The 21,694-nt window shown below is 33.6% G+C and carries 13 protein-coding genes; 12 read left to right on the top strand and 1 reads right to left on the bottom strand.

What is annotated here, in order from left to right; genetic code table 11:
* Nucleotides 1-3 precede the first annotated feature (3 nt).
* The 4 genes from FLACOL7796_RS18985 to FLACOL7796_RS18970 all read left to right on the top strand — a co-directional run bounded on the left by FLACOL7796_RS18985 (nt 4) and on the right by FLACOL7796_RS18970 (nt 5,131).
* Complete coding sequence (locus FLACOL7796_RS18985) at nt 4-1,290, top strand: glycosyltransferase family 4 protein (RefSeq protein WP_173972360.1); 1,287 nt, start codon at nt 4-6, stop codon at nt 1,288-1,290.
* Nucleotides 1,291-1,371: 81 nt separating this feature from the next.
* On the top strand, nt 1,372-2,841 hold the full coding sequence (locus tag FLACOL7796_RS18980) for a lipopolysaccharide biosynthesis protein (RefSeq protein ID WP_173972358.1): 1,470 nt from the start codon (nt 1,372-1,374) through the stop codon (nt 2,839-2,841).
* A gap of 94 nt (nt 2,842-2,935) precedes the next feature.
* Nucleotides 2,936-4,588, top strand: a complete 1,653-nt coding sequence (locus FLACOL7796_RS18975) for a mechanosensitive ion channel family protein (protein WP_173972356.1) — start codon at nt 2,936-2,938, stop codon at nt 4,586-4,588.
* 243 nt (nt 4,589-4,831) lie between these two features.
* Nucleotides 4,832-5,131, top strand: a complete 300-nt coding sequence (locus tag FLACOL7796_RS18970; RefSeq protein ID WP_065447970.1) for a hypothetical protein — start codon at nt 4,832-4,834, stop codon at nt 5,129-5,131.
* A 171-nt stretch (nt 5,132-5,302) separates the two neighbouring features.
* Here FLACOL7796_RS18970 and uvrA read toward each other — a convergent pair whose 3' ends face one another.
* Nucleotides 5,303-8,098, bottom strand: coding sequence for an excinuclease ABC subunit UvrA (uvrA, locus tag FLACOL7796_RS18965; RefSeq protein ID WP_173972354.1), 2,796 nt, complete (start codon nt 8,096-8,098; stop codon nt 5,303-5,305).
* 332 nt (nt 8,099-8,430) lie between these two features.
* Here uvrA and FLACOL7796_RS18960 point away from each other — a divergent pair, with 332 nt between their 5' ends.
* From FLACOL7796_RS18960 to FLACOL7796_RS18925, 8 genes are all read left to right on the top strand, one after another.
* Nucleotides 8,431-11,232, top strand: coding sequence for a triple tyrosine motif-containing protein (locus FLACOL7796_RS18960; protein WP_317168354.1), 2,802 nt, complete (start codon nt 8,431-8,433; stop codon nt 11,230-11,232).
* Between the two features lie 241 nt (nt 11,233-11,473).
* Nucleotides 11,474-14,545: a SusC/RagA family TonB-linked outer membrane protein gene (locus FLACOL7796_RS18955; RefSeq protein ID WP_173972352.1), complete on the top strand. Its 3,072-nt coding sequence runs from the start codon at nt 11,474-11,476 to the stop codon at nt 14,543-14,545.
* 11 nt (nt 14,546-14,556) lie between these two features.
* Entirely contained in the window at nt 14,557-16,032 is a 1,476-nt protein-coding gene (locus FLACOL7796_RS18950) for a RagB/SusD family nutrient uptake outer membrane protein (protein ID WP_173972350.1), read from the top strand.
* A gap of 11 nt (nt 16,033-16,043) precedes the next feature.
* Nucleotides 16,044-17,600: a hypothetical protein gene (locus tag FLACOL7796_RS18945; protein ID WP_173972348.1), complete on the top strand. Its 1,557-nt coding sequence runs from the start codon at nt 16,044-16,046 to the stop codon at nt 17,598-17,600.
* Nucleotides 17,601-17,614: 14 nt separating this feature from the next.
* Complete coding sequence (locus FLACOL7796_RS18940) at nt 17,615-19,273, top strand: family 16 glycosylhydrolase (RefSeq protein WP_173972346.1); 1,659 nt, start codon at nt 17,615-17,617, stop codon at nt 19,271-19,273.
* Nucleotides 19,274-19,354: 81 nt separating this feature from the next.
* Nucleotides 19,355-20,113 (top strand): glycoside hydrolase family 16 protein, encoded by a 759-nt coding sequence (locus tag FLACOL7796_RS18935; RefSeq protein WP_173972344.1) that lies wholly within the window; start codon nt 19,355-19,357, stop codon nt 20,111-20,113.
* A gap of 334 nt (nt 20,114-20,447) precedes the next feature.
* Entirely contained in the window at nt 20,448-21,032 is a 585-nt protein-coding gene (locus FLACOL7796_RS18930) for an RNA polymerase sigma factor (protein WP_173972342.1), read from the top strand.
* A 50-nt stretch (nt 21,033-21,082) separates the two neighbouring features.
* Nucleotides 21,083-21,226, top strand: a complete 144-nt coding sequence (locus FLACOL7796_RS18925; RefSeq protein WP_165606639.1) for a hypothetical protein — start codon at nt 21,083-21,085, stop codon at nt 21,224-21,226.
* The last annotated feature ends 468 nt before the right edge of the window (nt 21,227-21,694 follow it).

Below are 21,694 nucleotides of genomic sequence, written 5' to 3'. Positions count from 1 at the left end.
AAATTGGAACAAAAAAAACTTTTAATCATTACTTATTATTTTCCTCCTGCCGGAGGACCTGGTGTACAACGCTGGTTAAAATTTGTAAAGTATTTACCTGAATTTGGCGTTCAGCCTATTGTTTACGTTCCTGAAAATCCAACTTACCCTATCATTGATGAAGGTTTAGTTGATCAGATATCTGATAAGGCAATTATTCTGAAAAATAAAATTTGGGAGCCTTATCAATTGGCTTCTGTTTTTTCGAAAAATAAAACCAAGAAAATTAGTTCCGGAATTTTTCCTCATAAGAAAAAACAAACTTTCTTAGATAAAACCTTTCTTTGGATTCGTGGAAATCTATTTATTCCCGATGCCCGTGTTTTTTGGGTAAAACCCTCTGTGGCTTATCTTGAGAAATACATTAAAGAAAATAATATTGATACCATTGTAACTTCCGGGCCACCGCATAGTTTGCATTTAATAGGTTTAGAATTAAAGGAAAAATTAAATGTAAAATGGTTTGCAGATTTTCGTGATCCGTGGACAACAATTGGGTATCATAAAGCTTTACGTTTATCAGGTTATGCTGCTAAAAAGCACAAAACTCTTGAACATAAAGTATTAAATACAGCTGATACCATTATCGTAACCAGTAAAACGACTAAAACCGAATTTCAGGCGATTACCAATAAGCCAATTTCGGTAATTACGAATGGTTATGATATCGAAAATGTAGAAAAGCAAACTCTCGATACTAAATTTACTTTAGCGCATATCGGCTCATTTTTGTCTGATAGAAATCCGAAGTTTTTATGGGAATGTCTTGTAGAATTACTTCAGGAGATTCCGGATTTTAAATCGCATTTAGAAATTAAATTGATAGGAGCAGTAAGTCAGGAAGTTTTAGACGCTATTGCAGCTTTTAATCTAAATGATTATTTGAATCTTTTAGGATATGTATCGCATCGCGAAGCCATTGCACATCAAAAAAAATCCCAGGTTTTGCTTTTAATCGAGATTAATTCTGAAGATACTAAAAGCATTATTCCGGGTAAATTGTTCGAATACATAGTCTCAAATCGCCCCATAATCGCCATTGGACCAAACGGATCAGATTTCGCGGATATCATCAAAGAAACTAATACAGGAGTATTTTTTGATTATTCTGAAAAAGCGAAGTTAAAAAGTGTAATTTTGGACTTTTATAATCAATTTTTGGAAGGGAAATTACAATCTCATGGTGTTGGTTTACAACAATATTCAAGAAAAAGCCTTACTAAACAATTGGCACAATTGATTAGCGAATAAAAAGCAATAATAATTAAACAATCTATAGAGAGTAGAAAATCAGAAATCTAAACTCTACAATCTAAAATTTGCAATCAAAACATGGGTATTGTTTTAAACCAGTCTTTCAAAAATACTATTATCACTTATATTGGTTTCGCTATTGGAGCCATTAACACACTTTATTTATACCCTGTTTACTTAGGTGCAACTTATTATGGTTTAACTAATTATGTGACATCTTGTGCAAATGTAATTATGCCATTGTTTGCGATTGGAATGCAAAATACTTTGGTTAAATTTTATTCACAATATCAAACTGACGAAGAAAAATCACGTTTTTTATCCTTCACTGTTTTGTTTCCTCTGTTATTGATAATTCCGCTTTTATTAATTGGACTTGTTTTCTATGATGATATTTTGTTCTTTTTGTCAAAAAAGAATGCCATTGTTAAAAGTTATATTTGGTTAATACCATTTATAGGATTGTGTATGGCGTATTTTGAAATTTTTTATGCTTGGCTGCGAGTAAATATGCATTCCGTTTTTGGAAACTTTGTTAAGGAAGTAGGTTTAAGATTGTTTTCATTATTTTTATTAATAGGTGTTTATTACGATTGGCTTAGTGTAGAAGGTTTTGTATATGCCACAGCAATTTTATATTTCTTAGCATTCTTAATAACTATGTTATATGCATTTAGTATTCAGAAACCTATTTTTCAGTTTACAATACCAACAAATACAAAAGATATATTAGTATATACTTTTTATATTATTTTATCAGGAAGTGTTGCCAATTTACTTTTAGACGGTGATAAAATGATATTGAATCAATATATGCAGATTGAAAATATTGCCTTCTATTCTGTGGCTACTTATATTGCTTTGGTAATTTCAGTTCCAAGTCGTGCCATGCACCAAATTGTATATCCAATTACGGCAAAATTAATGCACGAGAACAAACACGATGAGTTAAATCAGCTTTACAAAAAGACCTCAATAAATCTACAGATGGTGGGTGGTTTTGTAATGCTTTGCATATTTGTAAATATTAATCAGTTATACGAATTGGTTCCTAAAGAATATAGCGGAGGAATAGCCGTTGTATTTATGATAGGATTATCGAAGTATTTTGATTTGATTTTAGGGAATAACAATGCTATTATTTTTAATACTAAATATTACCGAATGGTATTGTATTTAGGATTAATGCTTGTTGTTTTAACAGTAGTTTTGAACATGATTTTTATTCCGATTTTCGGAATCTTTGGTTCTGCTTTTGCGACTTTATTGTCTATTACTTTATACAGTTTAGCAAAGCTTCTTTTTGTGGTAAAAAAACTTCATTTATATCCGTTTACCAAACAAACGGTATACTCGATTTTGCTTACATTCGCTTTGTTTTTACTCTTTTATTTCTGGGAATTTCCTTTTTTCCAATTGATTAGTATCGCGCTAAAATCGTTTTTAGTAACGATTTTATATGTTTACTTAAATTACAAGTTTAATATCTCTCCTGATATTAATAAAGTAATCGATATGCTTTTGCGAAAAATAGGAATTAAAATTTAGTACGATTTTATTGAGAAAAGAGAAAGTAATTTAAATTCGAATCTATTTTGTCTCTATATTTGTTAGAAGGATAACCACTTATTGCTAACGAAATATGAAAAAGAAATTAATTTGTTTTTTAGCATTCTTTATTGTTTTGTTTTTTTCATTGGCTTTTGGTCAAAAAGATAGTCTGCAAACCTCAAAAACTACCGCAACTGAATTAAAACCAAAAGGTTATCCTGTAAGTCCATTTAAGGATACGCTTTTTTATGTTTATAATAAAGTGGGTTCTTTTTCTGCCGAAAACAGGGCAAATGCCATTACCGAAAAAATTAGAAAACTATACGAAGATTCTTTTTTTGAGAAAGATTCTATTTTGGTTGTTCCTTCGGATATTTCTCAGGATATCATATATAAGAATGATTTCATTATTATGTCAATCCTTGATGTTGATGCAAAAGCCGAAAATCAAACTGCCAGTTTTATTGCCAAACGAAATTTGAACGCAATAAAAAAAGCAGTCATTTATCAAAACGAAAATTATTCAATGCTTCCTAAAAGGCTTGCCTATACTGCATTACTGATCCTTATTATTGGAATCGTTTTGTATTTTGTGGGCAAAATTTTCAATAGGATACGCTTACACATTCTTAAAAACAGCGATAAATACTTTAAAGGTTTTAGTTATAATAACATCACAATACTTTCGCCTCAAAAGCAACAAGGATTGCTTATGCGATTGTATAGCTTTATAAAAGGTTTTACGTTGGTTTTGATTGTTTACTTTTCATTGCCATTATTATTTAGCATTTTCCCTGCCACAGAAGCCTATACCACAACCTTATTACGTTGGATACTTACGCCTGCAAAATTGGCTGTAATGGGATTTGTTCATTTTCTGCCAAGCTTTGTGACAATCGTAGTAATTGTTTTTATTTTTAAATATACCATAAAAGTAATCCGCTTCTTTTTTGATGAGATAAAAAAAGAGAATATCAAAATTGATGGCTTTTACAGCGATTGGGCAATGCCTACATTTAATATAATTCGGTTTTTGTTGTTGGCATTTATGGTAGTAATAATATTCCCGTATTTGCCGGGATCGGATTCTCCAATTTTCAAGGGAGTTTCAGTTTTTGTAGGGATTTTATTTTCATTAGGTTCTTCGAATGCCATAGCGAATATGGTAGCAGGATTGGTTATTACTTATATGCGTCCGTTTAAGATTGGCGATTTTATAAAAATTGGCGATGTAAGCGGAGAAGTAATCGAAAAAACAGCTTTGGTAACCCGAATAAGAACGCCAAAATTTGAAGATATTACGATACCTAATTCGACTGTTTTATCGAGTACTTCAACAAATTATTCTTCAAATACAAAACACGTTAATAATGGTTTGTTAATTCATACCACTGTTTCAATTGGTTATGATGTACCCTGGAAAGACATTCATAAAGCATTGATTGAAGCAGCGCTAAAAACTGAACTGATAGAACAGACTCCATCGCCATTTGTTCTGCAAACAAGCTTAGATGACTTTTATGTTTCGTACCAAATTAATGTGTATACGAAACACCCTACAAAACAACCGGTAATTTATTCTTCCTTGCATCAAAACATTCAGGATTCATTTAATGCAGCGGGAATCGAAATCATGTCACCACATTATAGTGCGTTACGCGACGGAAATAATACGACTATTCCTGAAAATTATTTAAAAGATGATTATGATGCGCCTTCCTTTAATGTTAAAAATAAAAGCTAATAAGTTGAAAATGTGTTATTAATCTTAAAAATTTAACAGTGATTTGTTTTGAAGTTAATTTTATAAAAATTAACTTTAGCTGAGAATTTAGCCACACTTTACTGAAGAGGATAAAAAAGATCTCATTTAAGGCAATAAAAGTGTGTGTTATTATGTTTATTAGGTTGGATTACCCCGCTCAATAAATGTTAAAGCGGGAAATAATTTTTGCAGTATTTGGATTAATTTTTTTACGTAATGATTATGAAGAACAATGGACTTAGTCAGGAGCAGAGCTTACAGGTGTTTTCTAATATGATATCAAACAAAGTTCATAACGGATTTACATTAGAAGAGAGAAATGATGAATTCCTTTTTGCAGTCCTTTCCAAAGGCGGAAAAGTGGTAAATCATGGTTTAAATTTCATTATTTTTTGTCTAACCTTAGGATTGTGGTCATTTGCATGGCTTTATCTCACAATTGAGGCATCAAAACAAAAAAAAGTATTAGTTGCCATCGACGAAGATGGTTTCCCCTTTGAAGAACGATGTTTAGTCGCTTAACAAATTTAAATCGCAAAATTTAAAAATTCCAAATTCCAAATGATTAACTCATTGGAATTTGGAATTTTTTATTTTATTGTCAGGCTGAGCGAAGTCAAAGTATTAAGTTCTCTAAAATAAAAAGTAAAAAACCTTTGTCCCTTTGCACCTCAGTACCTCAGCACCTTTCCTCTATAATTTATCTTTTAAATAAATCCCCGTAACAGATTTCTTTTCTTTTACAATGTCTTCTGGTGTTCCTGCGGCTAATAGATATCCACCGTTTTCTCCTCCTTCAGGACCTAAATCAATAATCCAGTCAGCACATTTTATAAGATCCAGATTATGTTCGATTACAATGATCGAATGTCCTTTTTCTATTAATGCATCAAAAGAAGCTAATAATTTTTTGATATCATGAAAATGCAAACCGGTTGTAGGTTCATCAAAAACAAACAATGCTTTATCTTTTGTTGCTCCTTTTACTAAAAACGAAGCGAGTTTAATACGTTGCGCTTCACCACCGGAAAGAGTAGAAGAAGACTGCCCCAATTGTACATATCCTAAACCAACATCTTGTAGCGGTTGAAGCTTTTGAGTAATCTTAACTTGTTTGTTTTTATCGAAAAAAGCAATGGCATCATCAATAGTCATGGTTAGAATATCGTTGATGTTTTTATTATCGAAAGCAATTTCTAAAATTTCCTTTTTAAAACGTTTTCCTCCGCAAGTTTCGCAAGGCAAAGAAACATCAGCCATAAAGACCATTTCGACGTTTATAGAACCTTCTCCTTTACAGGTTTCGCATCGGCCGCCATCGACATTAAAAGAAAAATGTTTGGCCTGATAACCTCTTATTTTGGATAATTTCTCTTTAGCATATAAATCACGAATATCATCATATGCTTTAATATACGTTACAGGATTTGACCTTGAACTTCTACCAATCGGATTTTGATCGACATATTCGATATGTTTGATCTGAGAAAAAGAACCTTTTATTTCGCTAAACTGACCCGCTTTTTCAGCAGCATTTTCCAGTTTTTTCTGCATTGCCGGAAACAAGATCTTTTTGATCAAAGTACTTTTTCCACTTCCTGAAACTCCTGTAACGACAGTTAGAACATCTAAAGGAAAAGTAACATCGATATTTTTTAAGTTGTTTTCTCTGGCGCCAATAATATCAATATGATTTTTAAATTTTCGTCTCTTTTTAGGAACCGAAATTTCTAAATCACCATTTAAATATTTTGCTGTTAATGAATCTGATTGCAGAATTTCATCATAAGTTCCCTGAGCCACAAGATGACCACCAAAAGTTCCTGCTTCAGGACCAATATCGATAATCATATCAGCAGCTTTCATGATATCTTCATCGTGTTCTACAACAATAACCGTATTGCCTAAATCACGTAGGGACAATAAAACTTTAATTAAGCGCTCAGAATCTTTTGGGTGTAAACCAATACTTGGCTCATCAAGAATATACATCGAACCCACCAAACTACTTCCTAACGAAGTGGCCAGGTTAATACGTTGCGATTCTCCACCGGAAAGCGTTGCAGAGTTTCTGTTTAAGGTAAGATAATCTAAACCAACTTCTGTTAGAAACGATAAACGATTATTGATTTCGACCATTAAACGTTTTGCGATTTGCTTTTCGTAAACATTTAGATCAATATTTTTGAAAAAAGTAACCAAATGTTTAATTGGTAAATCGACTAAATCGGAAACTGTTTTGCCGTTAATTTTTACGTAAGAAGCTTCTTCGCGTAAACGTTTTCCGCGACACGCATGACATTTTGTTTTTCCGCGGTAACGCGATAACATCACACGGTTTTGAATTTTATAATTTTTTTCTTCAAGTTCTTTAAAGAAACCGTTCAACCCCTGAAAATACTGATTTCCTTTCCATATTAAATCCTTTTGATCTTCGCTTAATTCAAAGAAAGGTTTATGAATAGGGAAATCAAATTTATAAGCGTGTTTTACCAATTCGTCTTTATACCAGCCCATACTATCTCCTCTCCACGGATAAATAGCATTCTCAAAAACAGATAAAGAGGTATTTGGTACCACTAAATCAGCATCAATACCAATAATATTTCCGTAGCCTTCGCAAACCGGACAAGCTCCGTAAGGATTATTAAAACTGAATAAGTGAACGTTGGGTTCTAAAAACGTAATTCCGTCTAATTCAAAATTATTCGAATAGGTAAATCTTTTGTCTGAACCTACTTCCTGAAGATAACAAATTCCTTTTCCTTCAAAAAAAGCTGTTTGTACTGCATCGGCCAGACGGTTATAAAACTCTTCTTCATCCTTGACAACAATCCTGTCAATGATTAGTAAGATATCTTTATTGTCTAATTTATGAACTTCTGTAGGCGTAAATTCGTCTAAACGAACCATTTCGTTATCTACCAGAATACGTGCAAAACCTTGTTGCAACAATACTTTTAGTTTGTCTTCAAGTTTTCTTCCTTCTTCAAGATGAATAGGAGCAAGAAGTATCCATTTGCTGTCAAGTTCCATACCTTTTACATCTGTAACAACATCCGTAACAGTATTTTTTTTGACTTCAAGTCCGGAAATAGGTGAATAAGTACGACCAATCCTTGCGAATAAAAGTTTTACGTAATCGTAGATTTCGGTAGAAGTTCCTACAGTCGAACGCGCGTTCGTTGTATTTACTTTTTGCTCAATAGCAATTGCCGGAGCAATACCTTTTATATATTCTACTTTTGGTTTGTCTAATCTGCCAAGAAACTGACGTGCGTAGGATGATAAACTCTCTACATAACGGCGTTGTCCTTCGGCATACAAAGTGTCAAAAGCTAAACTTGATTTACCTGATCCTGAAAGACCTGTGATTACAACCAGTTTATTTCTGGGAATAGCAACATCTACATTTTTTAAATTATGTACTTGTGCTCCTTTAATTATAATATTATGTTTTGGGTCGAGTGTAGAAAGATCAATCTGCATACAAAAAGTCAATTTTTACAAAAGTAATCAATTTTGAATTGAGTTTTGTTAATGCCATTGTTCCAAATTCTAACATAATTACCATGTTTCGTAGTCTTTAGTTTCCATAAGGCTGAAATCATAAGCTACATTTAATTCTATAGTAGAGAAGAATAGATAATGGTTTCGATCATTGGGGCGTAACATACTTTCACATTCTATATTCTGAGCTTTACGGGTGAATTAATTGAGGTGTACTAAATCGTTTTTTATTTTATTAAAAATTTGTGATTTCAATATAAAATGAGCTATTTTAGGACTGTTTTTGTAATAAATTAATATCACGGCTAAAATTGAAGACTAAAATATCTATCCTGTTTTTTTTGATGAGTTTTATCCTGTTTTCGCAGGAGTTTCCACCAATTATTAAATATTCCTCTTCTGTATATGGGGCCGGAAATCAAAGTTGGATGATTTCTCAGGACGATCAGAACTATTTGTATTTTGCCAACAATGATGGCCTTTTAGAATACAACGGTACAAACTGGCAATTATATCCTACGCCAAATGAAACCATAATGCGATCTGTAAAAGTTATTGGAAATAAAATTTACACAGGCTGCTACATGAATTTTGGTTATTGGACGAGGCAAAAAAACGGTAAATTAAAGTATACTTCGCTCAGCGATACGATCAAAAATAAAATTTTAGACGACGAACAATTCTGGAATATTCTTAAATACGATCAGTGGATTTTATTTCAATCCCTGAACCGAATTTATATTTATGATACCAAAACAGGGAAATTTAAAATCATTGCACCCAAAAATGGTGTTGTTAAATCATTCGCAAATAAAAATGCCATTTATTTTCAAACCTTAAACGAAGGACTTTTTGAAATAGAAAGCGGTGTTGCCAAATTAGTTTCAGATCATCCAATCCTTAAAAAATTCACGATGGTCAATATATTTACCACAGAAGAAGGCTTGCTGATTCAGACACAATTAGACGGTATTTATAAATTATCAGGAAGTAATCTAGCGCGTCTTACAACAGATGTTGATGCTGAACTAAAATCGAGTTTTGTCTATAGTAGTCAGCTTCTCGAGGACGGAAGTTTTGCTTTGGGAACTGTTTCAAACGGAATTTTTATTTTATCAGATACAGGAAAACTAAAATATCATATTTCGCAAAGCAAGGGGCTGAGCAATAATACCGCATTGTCTCTTTTTGAGGATAAGGATCGTAATTTGTGGGCGGGGCTGGATAACGGAATCAATTGCATCAATATTAATTCGCCCGTACATAGTTTTACAGATGATACCGGAGTTCTGGGAACCGTATATGCATCGGCCAGTTATAATGGTATGTTGTATGTAGGAACCAATCAGGGATTGTTTTGCAAAAGTATTCAAAGCAATGCTGAGTTCAAATTCATAAACGGAACAAAAGGACAAGTCTGGTCGCTTTTTGTATATGATAACACACTTTTTTGCGGACATGATTCAGGAACTTTTATTATTACAAATGATTCGGCGCGAAGTATATTTTCTGGTTCAGGAACCTGGAAATTTGAATCTGTTCCCAATAATAAGAACAAACTGCTTCAGGGGAATTACTACGGAATTTCGGTTTTAGAAAAAGTAAACAATCAATGGGTTTTTAAAAATAAAATAAAGGGATTTGATTATTCGTCGCGTTATTTTGAAATCACCAATAATTTTGATGTTTATGTAAGTCATGAATACAAAGGAATTTTTAGATTAAAAGTAGATCAGACCTTATCCAGAACAAGTGGATTTTATACTTATAAATCTCCTAAAAAAGGTAAAAATGCAAGTTTAGTTAAATTTAATAATGCGATTTATTATGCGTACAAAGACGGAATTTTCAAATTAAACCAAAACACTAAACAATTCGAAAAAGATAATTTACTTAGTTCTATTTTTGAAAAAGATGAATATACATCAGGAAAATTAATCGTAGACAATTCGAACAAAATCTGGTTGTTTTCTAAAAACTACATTCATTATTTTTCGGCCAGTAAATTAAGTAATCAATTAAAACAGAATGTAATTCCTATTCCGTCTTCGTTGACCAACTCGATGCTGGGTTTTGAGAATATTACGCAAATTTCAAAATCGACTTATTTAATAGGTACTACAGATGGTTATTATACCTTGAATATCGAGGATTTAAGTTTTAAAAATTATACCGTTTTTATTACTGATATTACAATCAATAAGCAAAATGAAAACCTGAAGAATGTCGCGATTCAGGACGAAGGAGAATTTAAATCAAACGAAAATAACATCACTTTAAATTACACCGTTCCGGAATACAACAAATACATCAACTCAGAATATCAGTATTTATTAGAAGGTTTTCAGAACGATTGGAGCGAATGGAGCACAAAAGCTACAGTAAATTTCAAAAATTTAGCTCCGGGAAAATATACTTTTAAAGTAAGGGTAAAATATGCCAATACAATTTTACAAAATACTGCGACCTATACATTTGTAGTTTTAAAACCATGGTATTTGACCAATTTGGCGTGGTTTATTTATTTTCTTTTAATGATGGTTCTGGCGTATTTCGTAAACAAAGCCTATCGCAATTATTATCATAAACAAAAAGAAAAGCTGATAGAAGAAAATAATCTTTTACTGGAGATTAAAGAACTCGAAAATGAACAGCAATTAATGAAACTCAGAAACGAGCAGCTCTCTCAGGACGTTGATAATAAAAATAGAGAACTGGCGGTTTCGACCATGAGCTTGAACAGTAAAAATGAATTGCTGGCATTTATAAAAGAAGATTTAAAAAAGACGAGTCAAAACGATAGCACTAATATCAAATCGGTTATAAGTACGATAAACAAAAACATTACCGAGGAAGATTCCTGGAATGTATTTAAAGAAGCGTTTGATAATGCCGATAAAGATTTTCTAAAAAGGATCAAGCAGCTTCACCCTTTACTTACGCCAAACGATTTACGTCTTTGTGCCTATTTGCGATTGAACCTTTCATCAAAAGAAATCGCTCCATTATTTAATATCTCTGTTCGCAGCGTAGAAATAAAAAGGTATCGTTTGCGTAAAAAAATGGATTTGCAACACGAAAACGGTTTAGTCGAATATATTTTGGCTGTATAGTAAATTAAAAAAAGCTTCTAAAAAACTATACATTACCTCAACATTAACGGTTTGTTGTGATTTTGCAGCATTTATGTTAAAGAAATTAACATTCGTAAATTATAGTTAAATAAGGGTGTATTTTGAGATATCTTGAATTAAGCTATGATTTTTTTATGATGTATGTTTTTTGTTGAGGTTAAAATTATCGTTTTCCTAAACGGATAAGATAAATTTATCTTTCAATAAAAACTAACTAATTATGAAATCTAGATTATTACTAACCGTACTAATACTGTTTACATCTTATGCGTTCTCGCAGTCTTTAGATGTAAGCGGTACAGTATTAGATGGCTCGGGTTTATCTCTGCCGGGCGTAAATGTAAAAGTTAAAAGTTCATCACAAAGTACAACCACAGACTTTGATGGATCTTTTAAATTATTAGGAGTTCCAAAAGGAACTATAATTGTTTTCAGTTATATAGGTTTTAAAACGCAGGAAGTTGCGGTTTCAGGAACCAAAATAACAGTTAAAATGACTGACGATGCCAGATCTCTTGATGAGGTTGTAGTATTAGGATACAGCAGCAGGAAGAAAAGAGATGTTACCGGAGCAGTTACAGTGGTATCCAGCAAAACGATCGAGGATCTTCATCCTCTTAAAGTAGAACAAGCCCTGCAAGGTACTGTTGCCGGTGTGAGTGTTACAGCGCAATCAGGTGCTCCCGGAGCACCAATGAATATCAATATTAGAGGTATTGCTACAAACGGAAATAATGCAGCAACTGTATTTATAGATGGTTATCAGGGAGATTTAAGTATTTTAAATCCTAGTGATATCGAATCGATAACAGTACTTAAAGATGCGCAGGCAGCTGTTTATGGAGTATTAGGAGCCAACGGAATTGTGTTGGTAACAACAAAAACGGGTAGAAAGAATTCTAAAACCAAGGTTTCTTTTAATTCTTCTTTTGGTACGCAGGAAACATCAAGAAAAATGTCGATGCTTAATGCTACAGAATATGCATTATTATTAAACGAAAGTTATGCTAATGGAGGACAAGCATTGCCTTATCCGAATGTTTCCGGCTTAGGAAAAGGAACTAATTGGCAAGACGAAATTTTTAATCCGGCTCCGGTTATTAATAATGATATTTCAATTTCTGGAGGTTCAGATAAAATTACATATTTATTTAGCGGATCAGATTTAAGCCAACAAGGTATTATTGGTGGATCAAAATCTGACTTTAAAAGAAATACAGCAAGACTATCTTTAGGGGCTGATTTATCGAGCAAGATCAAACTACAAACCAATTTTATTTATACTTATCTGGACAGGGATTCATTAAATGAAAACGGATTAGGTTCGGTACTTTTTAATGCAATCAATACACCATCAACTTTACCGGTGCGCGATAAAAACGGAAATTATTCATTAGTTCCTAGTACACCAGGATATGGGGTAGAAATCATCAATCCTTTGGCACAAATAGATAATACTTATAATGACTATAAATTAAGAAAACTAAACGGAAGTGTTAGCCTTGTTTATGACATCACCAAAGAGTTTAAATTTACGTCTCGTATAGGTTTTAATACAGGAAATAGCATTAGCAGAAACTTTGCGAAACAAGTAAGTTACGGAGGAAAAGTGTTTGATGTTACCCGTAGCAGTGTTACTCAAAATACCGTAAACGATAATGATTATACGCTTGACCTTATTGCAGAATACAAAAAGACTCTTTTTGGAGATCATAATATCAAAGCAATCTTAGTATCAACAGTTTACAAAACCTGGGGTTCAGGACTTGGGGCAACTGGTTTTGATGTTCCTAATAATTCATGGAAATATGCTGATATCAACCTTGCAAAAGGAACAAGTCCGGCTGGTGGTCGCGATGTATCATCGTATAGTTATGATGAAAGAAGAGTTTCTTATGTTGGGATTCTGGAATATGATTATAAAGGGAAATATCTTTTAAATGCAATTTTTAGAAGAGATGCATCAACTAAGTTCGGACCAGAGAACAGAGTGGGATACTTTCCTTCATTTACTGCAGGATGGGTAGTTTCTGAAGAATCATTTTTAAAAGATAACAGCTTTTTAAATTTCTTAAAATTTAGAATAAGTTATGGAGTTTTAGGAAATGACCAAATACGACTTAATGGTTATACAGGATTATTAGACGGAGAAGCTACTTATGTATTTAATGGAGCTTTGGTAAACGGAACAGCAGTTGGAGGATTACCAAATCCTAAACTGCAATGGGAAGAAGCTAAAAAGTTTGACGTAGGTTTTGATTTTAGATTATTGAATAATAAGTTAGACTTTACAGCAGATTATTTTATAGATACACGCGATAAATTATTAATACCAAAAATTCCGGTATCTGGAATAACAGGAGTTTATGCTCCGGGAGCGTCTTCACCTACAATGAATGCAGGTTCAGTACGTAACAAAGGATTCGAATTTTCGGTTAATTATAAAGACAAAATATCAGATAATTTTAATTTTAATATCGGATATAATATCACTACAATCGACAACGAAGTTTTAGAAGTAGCCAATAGTACGGGTTATACAGAAGCGGGAGGTTTTGGTGTAGGGCAACCTCTTCTTCCTTCAAGAATGGAAAAAGGACAGCCTATAGGATATTTTTACGGATATAAAACAGACGGAATTTTTCAGAATCAGGCCGAAATTGCAGCACATCCATCACAGGCAGCTTTAGGATCAGCTACAGCTCCGGGAGATATTCGTTTTAAAGATATGAATGGTGATGGTATCATAGACAGTAAAGACAGAACCTATATTGGAGATCCGATTGCAAGCGTAATTATGGGATTAAATCTAACCCTTAACTACAAAAATCTTGATTTTCTTGCCTATGCTTATGCTTCTATAGGAAACGATATGGTTAGAAATTACGAGCGTACGCTTACAGATGTAAACAAATCTAATTACGTTTTAGGAAGATGGACTGGAGAAGGAACAAGTAATACAGTTCCCAGAGTTACAACGGGAGCTACCAATAACAACCTTTTTTCTGATTATTATGTAGAAGATGCTTCTTTTGTAAGAATTCAGAACGTACAATTAGGGTATACACTAAACAAAACATTCTCAGATAAAATTGGGATTTCAAAATTTCGCCTGTATGTAGGGGTAAACAATTTGTATACGTTTACCAAATACAAAGGTTTTGATCCGGCTGCTATAACAGGGCCAAGAAATGACGATAATGTTTCGCAATCGTCTGTAGGATCAGGAATCGACAATGGATTTTATCCAACTCCAAGGATTTATACAATGGGACTAAATCTAAATTTTTAAAAACCAAGAAAATGAAAAAGTATATTATAAATATAGGATTAGGAATCGTGCTTTTAGGAGCTTTGAGCGTTTCTTGTTCAGATAACTTTGTTGAGCGTGAGCCTGTATATTCAATAGATTCTGAAAATTATTTTAATTCAGAATCAGATTATAAGAATGCCTTAATTGGAGCGTATGATTTGCTGCAATCTACTTATATCAATGTTTTATTGGGCGAAATAGCCTCAGATAATACATTGGCCGGAGGAGAAAGTGCCAGTGATGTAATTGGTTTTCAGCAAGTAGATGAAATGACCCACACAGCTGTAAACAGTAATATAAAAGATGTCTGGAACTGGATGTTTGCTGGAGTAAACAGAGCAAGTTATATCCTGGAATTTAAAGATAAAACAGACTTTTCAGGTAAAAATCAAATATTGGCCGAAGCACATTTTTTAAGAGCATATTATCATTTTGAGTTAGTAAAATGGTTTGGAGGCATTCCGTTAAATGGAGATAAGAGGTTTAAATTAGGTGACGAGAAAAAGATTCCGCGTTCATCAGTTCCGGAAGTTTACGCTTCGATTGAAGCTGATTTGCTTTATGCCATCGATAATTTAAACCCGAATGCCCCTGAAGTAGGAAGAGCAACAAAAGGTGCAGCACAGGCCCTATTAGGGAAAGTGTATTTGTATCAGGATAAATTTGCAGATGCATCCAAAGTTTTAGACAAAGTAATCGAATCAGGAAAATATTCATTGGTAGCCGATTATAACACCATCTTTGAAAACGCAGGAGAAAACGGAAAAGAATCAGTATTCGAAGTACAATACAGTGATGCAGAAGGAGCAGGTTTTACTTGTTTACAATGTAGTGAAGGTAACGTAGCTGTTGGTTTTAACGGAATAAGAAATTATGTAGGGCCTGTGTTTGATTCAGGATACAGTTTTAATGTACCAACCGCAAAAATTGCCAATGCATTTGAAGTAGGTGATAAACGTAAAGACGTTGCTATTTTGGATATTGTTGCCTGGGCTGCTGCCAATAATGCTACTTATGGTACGGGATATAAACACACTGGGTATTTTAACAGAAAATATTTACCACGTCAGGGAGATTCTAATATTGGAGATCAAAATCTTACAAACCCTAATAACTACAGAGCAATTCGCTATGCAGATGTATTATTAATGGCTGCCGAAGCTTACAGCAGAGGAGGATTAGGCGATGGAAAAGCAAGAACCTATTTAAACGAAGTTAGAAGACGTGCATTTGGAGATTTAAATCATGATATCTCAGCTTCAGGACCGGCCTTAACGGATTTTATCTGGTCAGAAAGAAGGTTTGAATTTGTTGGAGAAGGAATTCGCTTTTTCGATTTAGTGCGTACAGGTAAAGCAGCACAGGAAATTGCTGGTTTCAAGGCAGGAAAAAATGAAATATTCCCAGTTCCTATTGAAGAGATTCAATTCGCAAACGGAAACTGGCAGCAAAATCCACAATATTAAAAAATAGTATTATGAAAAAATTACATTTTATTATAAGTCTGTTCGTTTTGGCAATCACAGTAAGTTGCTCTAATGACAGTGATGGCAGCGATGTTGATATCGATTCGATAGGAGCGCCAAAAAACATATCGGCACTCGCGACCATTACTCAGGATAATTCAGGTAAAGTAACCTTTTTACCTAAAGGAGAAGGGGTAACGCAATATCAAATTAATTTTGGTGACGGAAGTCCGGTATCGAGCTATCTTTCGGTAGGTGCATCTGTAGCGCATACCTATAAAGAAGGAGTTTATCAGGCCAAAATTATGGCAATGGGGATAAACGGAAAAGTAACCGAAGTAACACAGGAAGTTACAGTTTCATTTTTGGCTCCAAGTAATTTGCAGGTAACATTAGCACACGTAATTGGTGATAATTTATCAGTATCGGTAAGTGCTAAGGCAAGCTTCGAAACCTATTTTCAGGTTTACTTTGGAGAAGCCGCAAATGAAATTCCGGTAGACTTTATGGAAGGTGAAACGATTAAGCATACTTATGCTAATATCGGAACCTACGAAGTAAAAGTTGTCGCTTTAAGCGGAGGAAAAGCAACAACAGTACATACAGAATCTGTTACAATTTCGAACCCAATTTTATTACCGGTTGATTTTGAATCGGCTACCCTAAATTATGCCTTTACTACTTTTGGAGGTGTAGCAACAGTTGTGGCTAATAATCCTAGCGTAGACGCCAGCAATGTAAGTGCAAAAGTGGCTAAATTAACCAAACCGGCAGGTGCTGAGGTATGGGCAGGTTCATTCTTAGAATTAGGAGAACCAATTAATTTCTCTACATTGAAAAAAATCAAAATCAAAGCATGGTCGCCAAAAGCAGGAATTGTGGTGAAAATGAAATTAGAAAACTTAACCAATCCTGATATTAATGCCGAAGTAGATGTTACCAATACCGTAGCAAACAACTGGGAAGAACTGATATTTGATTTCTCAGCTGTTGATAATGCAAATAAATACCAAAGAGTAGTGCTTTTCTTTGACTTTGGTAATGCAGGAACCGGAGTAGATTATTACTATGACGATATTCAGTTAACCTCAGGAGCAGAATCTCTGGTATTACCATTAACATTCGAATCGGCTACATTAAATTATCCTTACGGAAATTTTGGTGGTGCTGCAGTAGCAGTAGTGGCTAATCCTGATAAATCCGGAATTAATACATCAGCAAAAGTAAGTGCATTAACGAAAAATAATGGTGCCGAAGTTTGGGCAGGTTCATCATTACCGCTTGAAACAGCGATTAATTTCTCAACATTTAAAAAATTAAAAATGAAAGTCTGGTCACCTCAGGCAGGAATTATAGTAAAATTTAAATTAGAGAATTTAAACGATGCCAGTATAAACAAAGAAATTGATGCTACTACAACAGTGGCAAACGGTTGGGAAGAACTCACCTTTGATTTTGATGGAATTGTAAATGCCAATAATTATCAGAGAGTTGTACTTTTCTTTGATTTTGGAAACAATGGCACAGGCAAAACCTACTATTTTGATGATATTAAACAATCCAACTAAAAATATAAGTAATCATGCGTAAAATAATTATAAATATCGTGTCCGTACTTACGATTCTGCTTATGGTGGGTTGTCAGGAAGACGATTTAAAATTCGGAAACTTACAAGCGCCAACAAATCTTGTAATTAAAGCCGAGGTTGTAGGTAAAAGCGATGCAGATCCAAACGGAGATGGCTCGGGCTTAGTAAAACTTGTTGCTACAGCAAATAATGTGATCTCATATAAATATGTATTTAGCGACGGAACATCAGCAAATGTACCATCGGGTAAAATGGAAAAAAGATTTACCAAACCGGGATTAAATACTTATACCGTAACTGTTATTGCAACAGGTACGGGAGGAATAGAAACCAATACCTCAATTGACGTTACCGTGCAAAGTGATTTTAGCGATCCTGAAGCCGTAGCATTCTTAACAGGCGGAACTTCTAAAAAATGGTATTGGTCAGCTTCAGAACCAGGACATCTTGGTGTTGGGCAAAACGATGGTGATGCAACCAAAAATTATTTCCCTAACTACTATTCAGCAGGACCTTTCGAAAAAGCAGCATCTCCGGCAAGTAGTTGTTTGTATGATAACGTATTAACATTCTCTCTGGATGGTGATGTAGTCAAATACCAATTAGATAATGGTGGCTCAACATTCTTTAATTCATCTTTTTCAAGCATAGCAGGCGGAAGCGGACCAGATGATGCATGTTTGGCATACGATGCAAGCGGAACAAAAATCGTGTCGCTAAGCCCTTCAGAATCGGTTGTAATGAACAACCCGGATCATTTAACACAAACCAGAGGAACGGCAATAAACTTCTCTGATGGTGGATTTATGGGCTACTATATTGGTCAAAGTACTTACGAAATCATCTCTATAACAGCCAACAGAATGGTGGTAAGAGCAGTAATGGGTGGTAATCCGGCATTGGCATGGTACCACATATTTACAACTACAAAACCTACTCAGGCACCACCGGCAGATTATACTAAGTTAGTTTGGTTTGATGAGTTTAATACAGACGGAGCGCCTGATGCTACAAAGTGGAATTACGATCTAGGCAGAGGAGACAGCGGTTGGGGAAATAATGAAGAACAAAACTACACCAACTCAGCAACAAACGTAATCGTTCAGGGCGGAAACCTAAAAATTACGGCTAAAAAAGAAGCTTCAGGAGGTGCTAATTATTCTTCAACCCGACTAAAAACCGACGGTAAATTTAAATTTACTTATGGTAAAGTTGAGATAAAAGCCAAACTTCCTACAGGTGTAGGAACCTGGCCGGCAATCTGGATGTTGGGATCGAATTACGCTACTAAACCATGGCCAGCCTGTGGAGAAATAGATATTATGGAGCATGTAGGTAAAAATCAAAATGTTATTTTGAGTACGCTGCATTATCCTGGGCATTCAGGAGGACAAGGTAATACAGGTTCTAAAACGATACCAAATGTTTCAACAGAATTTCACGTTTATAAAACAGTTTGGAGCCCTGCATCAGTAACAACTTTTGTAGATGATGTTCAGATCCATTCTGTTCCTAACGATGGCAGTTTGCCTTTCAACAGCGATTTTTTCTTAATTCTGAATGTTGCAATGGGAGGTAATCTGGGCGGTAATATTGATCCTGCTTTTACACAATCTTCTATGGAGGTTGATTACATAAGAGTATATCAATAGATTATAAATTAATTAGTAAGAATGAGGTGAGAAGGTCAGTTAAGGCTGACCTTCTTATTTTATTAATTTTAAAAGGACTTTATGAAAAAAGTAATTGTATTATTAATGATAACCAGTTTTAGTTTTGCACAACAAACAAAAAGAAAACTAGTTTGGGAAGAAAATTTTAATAAAAAAGAAGTCAATGAAACCTTTTGGAATTTCGAACTTGGCGACGGATGTCCTAATCTGTGCGGTTATGGAAATAACGAAAGACAAATTTATACCAAAACAAATCACGAATTCAAAGATGGAAATCTCGTTATAGAAGCCAGAAAAGAAGGCGATAAATATACCTCGACAAAAATCACCACAAAAGGCAAAAAAGAATTCAAATATGGCCGAATCGAAGCCAGAGCGAAACTACCCTTAGGACATGGTTTATGGCCGGCATTCTGGATGCTTGGCGCTAATATCGATGAGGTAAAATGGCCCAAAACAGGAGAAATCGACATTCTCGAATACATAGGCAGAGACCCTCACATGGTATACACGACTTTACATACGCAAGACAGTCACGGTAATACCATTAATACAAAAAGAACCCCTTTTCCTAATATCGAAGAAGGGTATCATGTGTATGCAATTGAATGGACAAAAGATAAAATCGATTTTTTTGTAGATCAAACATTAGTATACACCTTTAATCCTGAAGTAAAAAATGAAGATACATGGCCTTTTGATAAACCATTCTATATTATCCTAAATTTGGCCATAGGGGGAAATTTTGGAGGTCCTGAAGTAGATGATAATGTGCTTCCTCAAAAATTTTATATCGACTATGTTCGTGTTTATCAATAAAAAGCATTAGTTCGATAAAAGTGCTATATTAGTCAGATGTAAATAGGTTAATTATTTAGTATTGAGTTATTTATGTCTGATTTTTTATGTTAAAAAAAGTGTCGAATTTTATTTTTTTTGATCATTTCAGGCCTAAAATTAAGTTTGTTCTGCAAAAATTAACGATTTATTGTTAATTATTCTTCATTTTGTTTGCTTTTTAAAATTATAATTTGTTAAATTTGGTCAGAATATTAACATAACATCATAACCCAAAAGATACGCCTATTATATAAAACTACTTTTTAGAAAAATTACTCCAAATTTTAAAACAGAACTAAAAAAAAGTAGTATTATGGCTGATCTGCATATTCCAGACGCTCTATTAGTGAGAAATTATGTCGAAGGCAACGAAACTGCCCTGGCGACATTAATTAAAAGACACGAGTCTAAGATATATGGATTTATATATTCTAAGATAGCTGATAGAGATATTTCAAATGATATTTTTCAAGACACTTTTATTAAGGTAATTAAAACCTTAAAAAGTAATTCCTATAACGAAGAAGGTAAATTCTTGCCTTGGGTAATGCGTATATCTCACAATTTAATTGTAGATCACTTTCGTAAAACCAAAAAAATGCCAATGTACAGAGAAACCGAAGAGTTTTCTATTTTTTCTGTAATGTCTGATGATTCCTTGACAATCGAAAACAAAATGATCTTTGATCAGGTCGAAGTAGACTTAAAAAAGATCATAGAAGAACTTCCCGAAGATCAAAAAGAAGTTTTGGTTATGCGTATGTATCAGGACATGAGTTTTAAGGAAATATCTGAAATTACAGGAGTTAGCATCAATACTGCACTAGGCAGAATGCGTTATGCCCTAATGAATTTAAGAAAAATAATCGACAAACATCAAATTATTTTAACCAACTAATACTATTTTGAGTAATAGTCCGTTATACTATAATAAAACATTTTGATAGTATGGCGAAAATTTACTCTAAAAAGGCATTAGCTTCTAAAGATTTAAAACCTAAAAAAGAAGTAGTTTCTTTTTTATTAAATTATTCACAAGCTTTAACGATTGTGAAAATTGAAGATAAAAGTTTTGAAATTATAGCTAATTAAACAGCCCACTACATTTGTCGGATGTTTATTTCGAAAGAAAAACCAACTGGTCGTTTGGTTGAAAGCTCACTATTTGTATGCAAATACAGGTAGTGAGTTTTTTTTATGTTTTTTTTTATTTGAGATGCTAAAAGATACAATTTCAAAAATTGGCGATTAATAAAAAATACCCCCAATGATAAAACATAGCCAATGGTTTCAACTATTGGGACGTAATTAATATATTCATAACCCATCCATAATACGTTTCTCATCATCCGTTCCCCAAGGTTGAAACCTTGGGCTATGTTTGCAATATGATGATGTAGATAATTTTAAGATAATAAAAAAAAATCTCAATTAGAGAAAACATAACCAACGGTTTCAACCGTTGGGATGTAATCCATCCACAATCCATCCACAATCCATTTCCATCATATATAGCGTAATAATAACCTATTCTTTATTGAAGATATTACCTATTAATGA

The sequence above is a fragment of the Flavobacterium bizetiae genome, assembly GCF_902804475.1.
Classification (GTDB): domain Bacteria; phylum Bacteroidota; class Bacteroidia; order Flavobacteriales; family Flavobacteriaceae; genus Flavobacterium; species Flavobacterium bizetiae.
The sequence above is the reverse complement of the archived record's forward strand: the minus strand, read 5'-3'. Positions and strand labels throughout refer to the sequence as shown.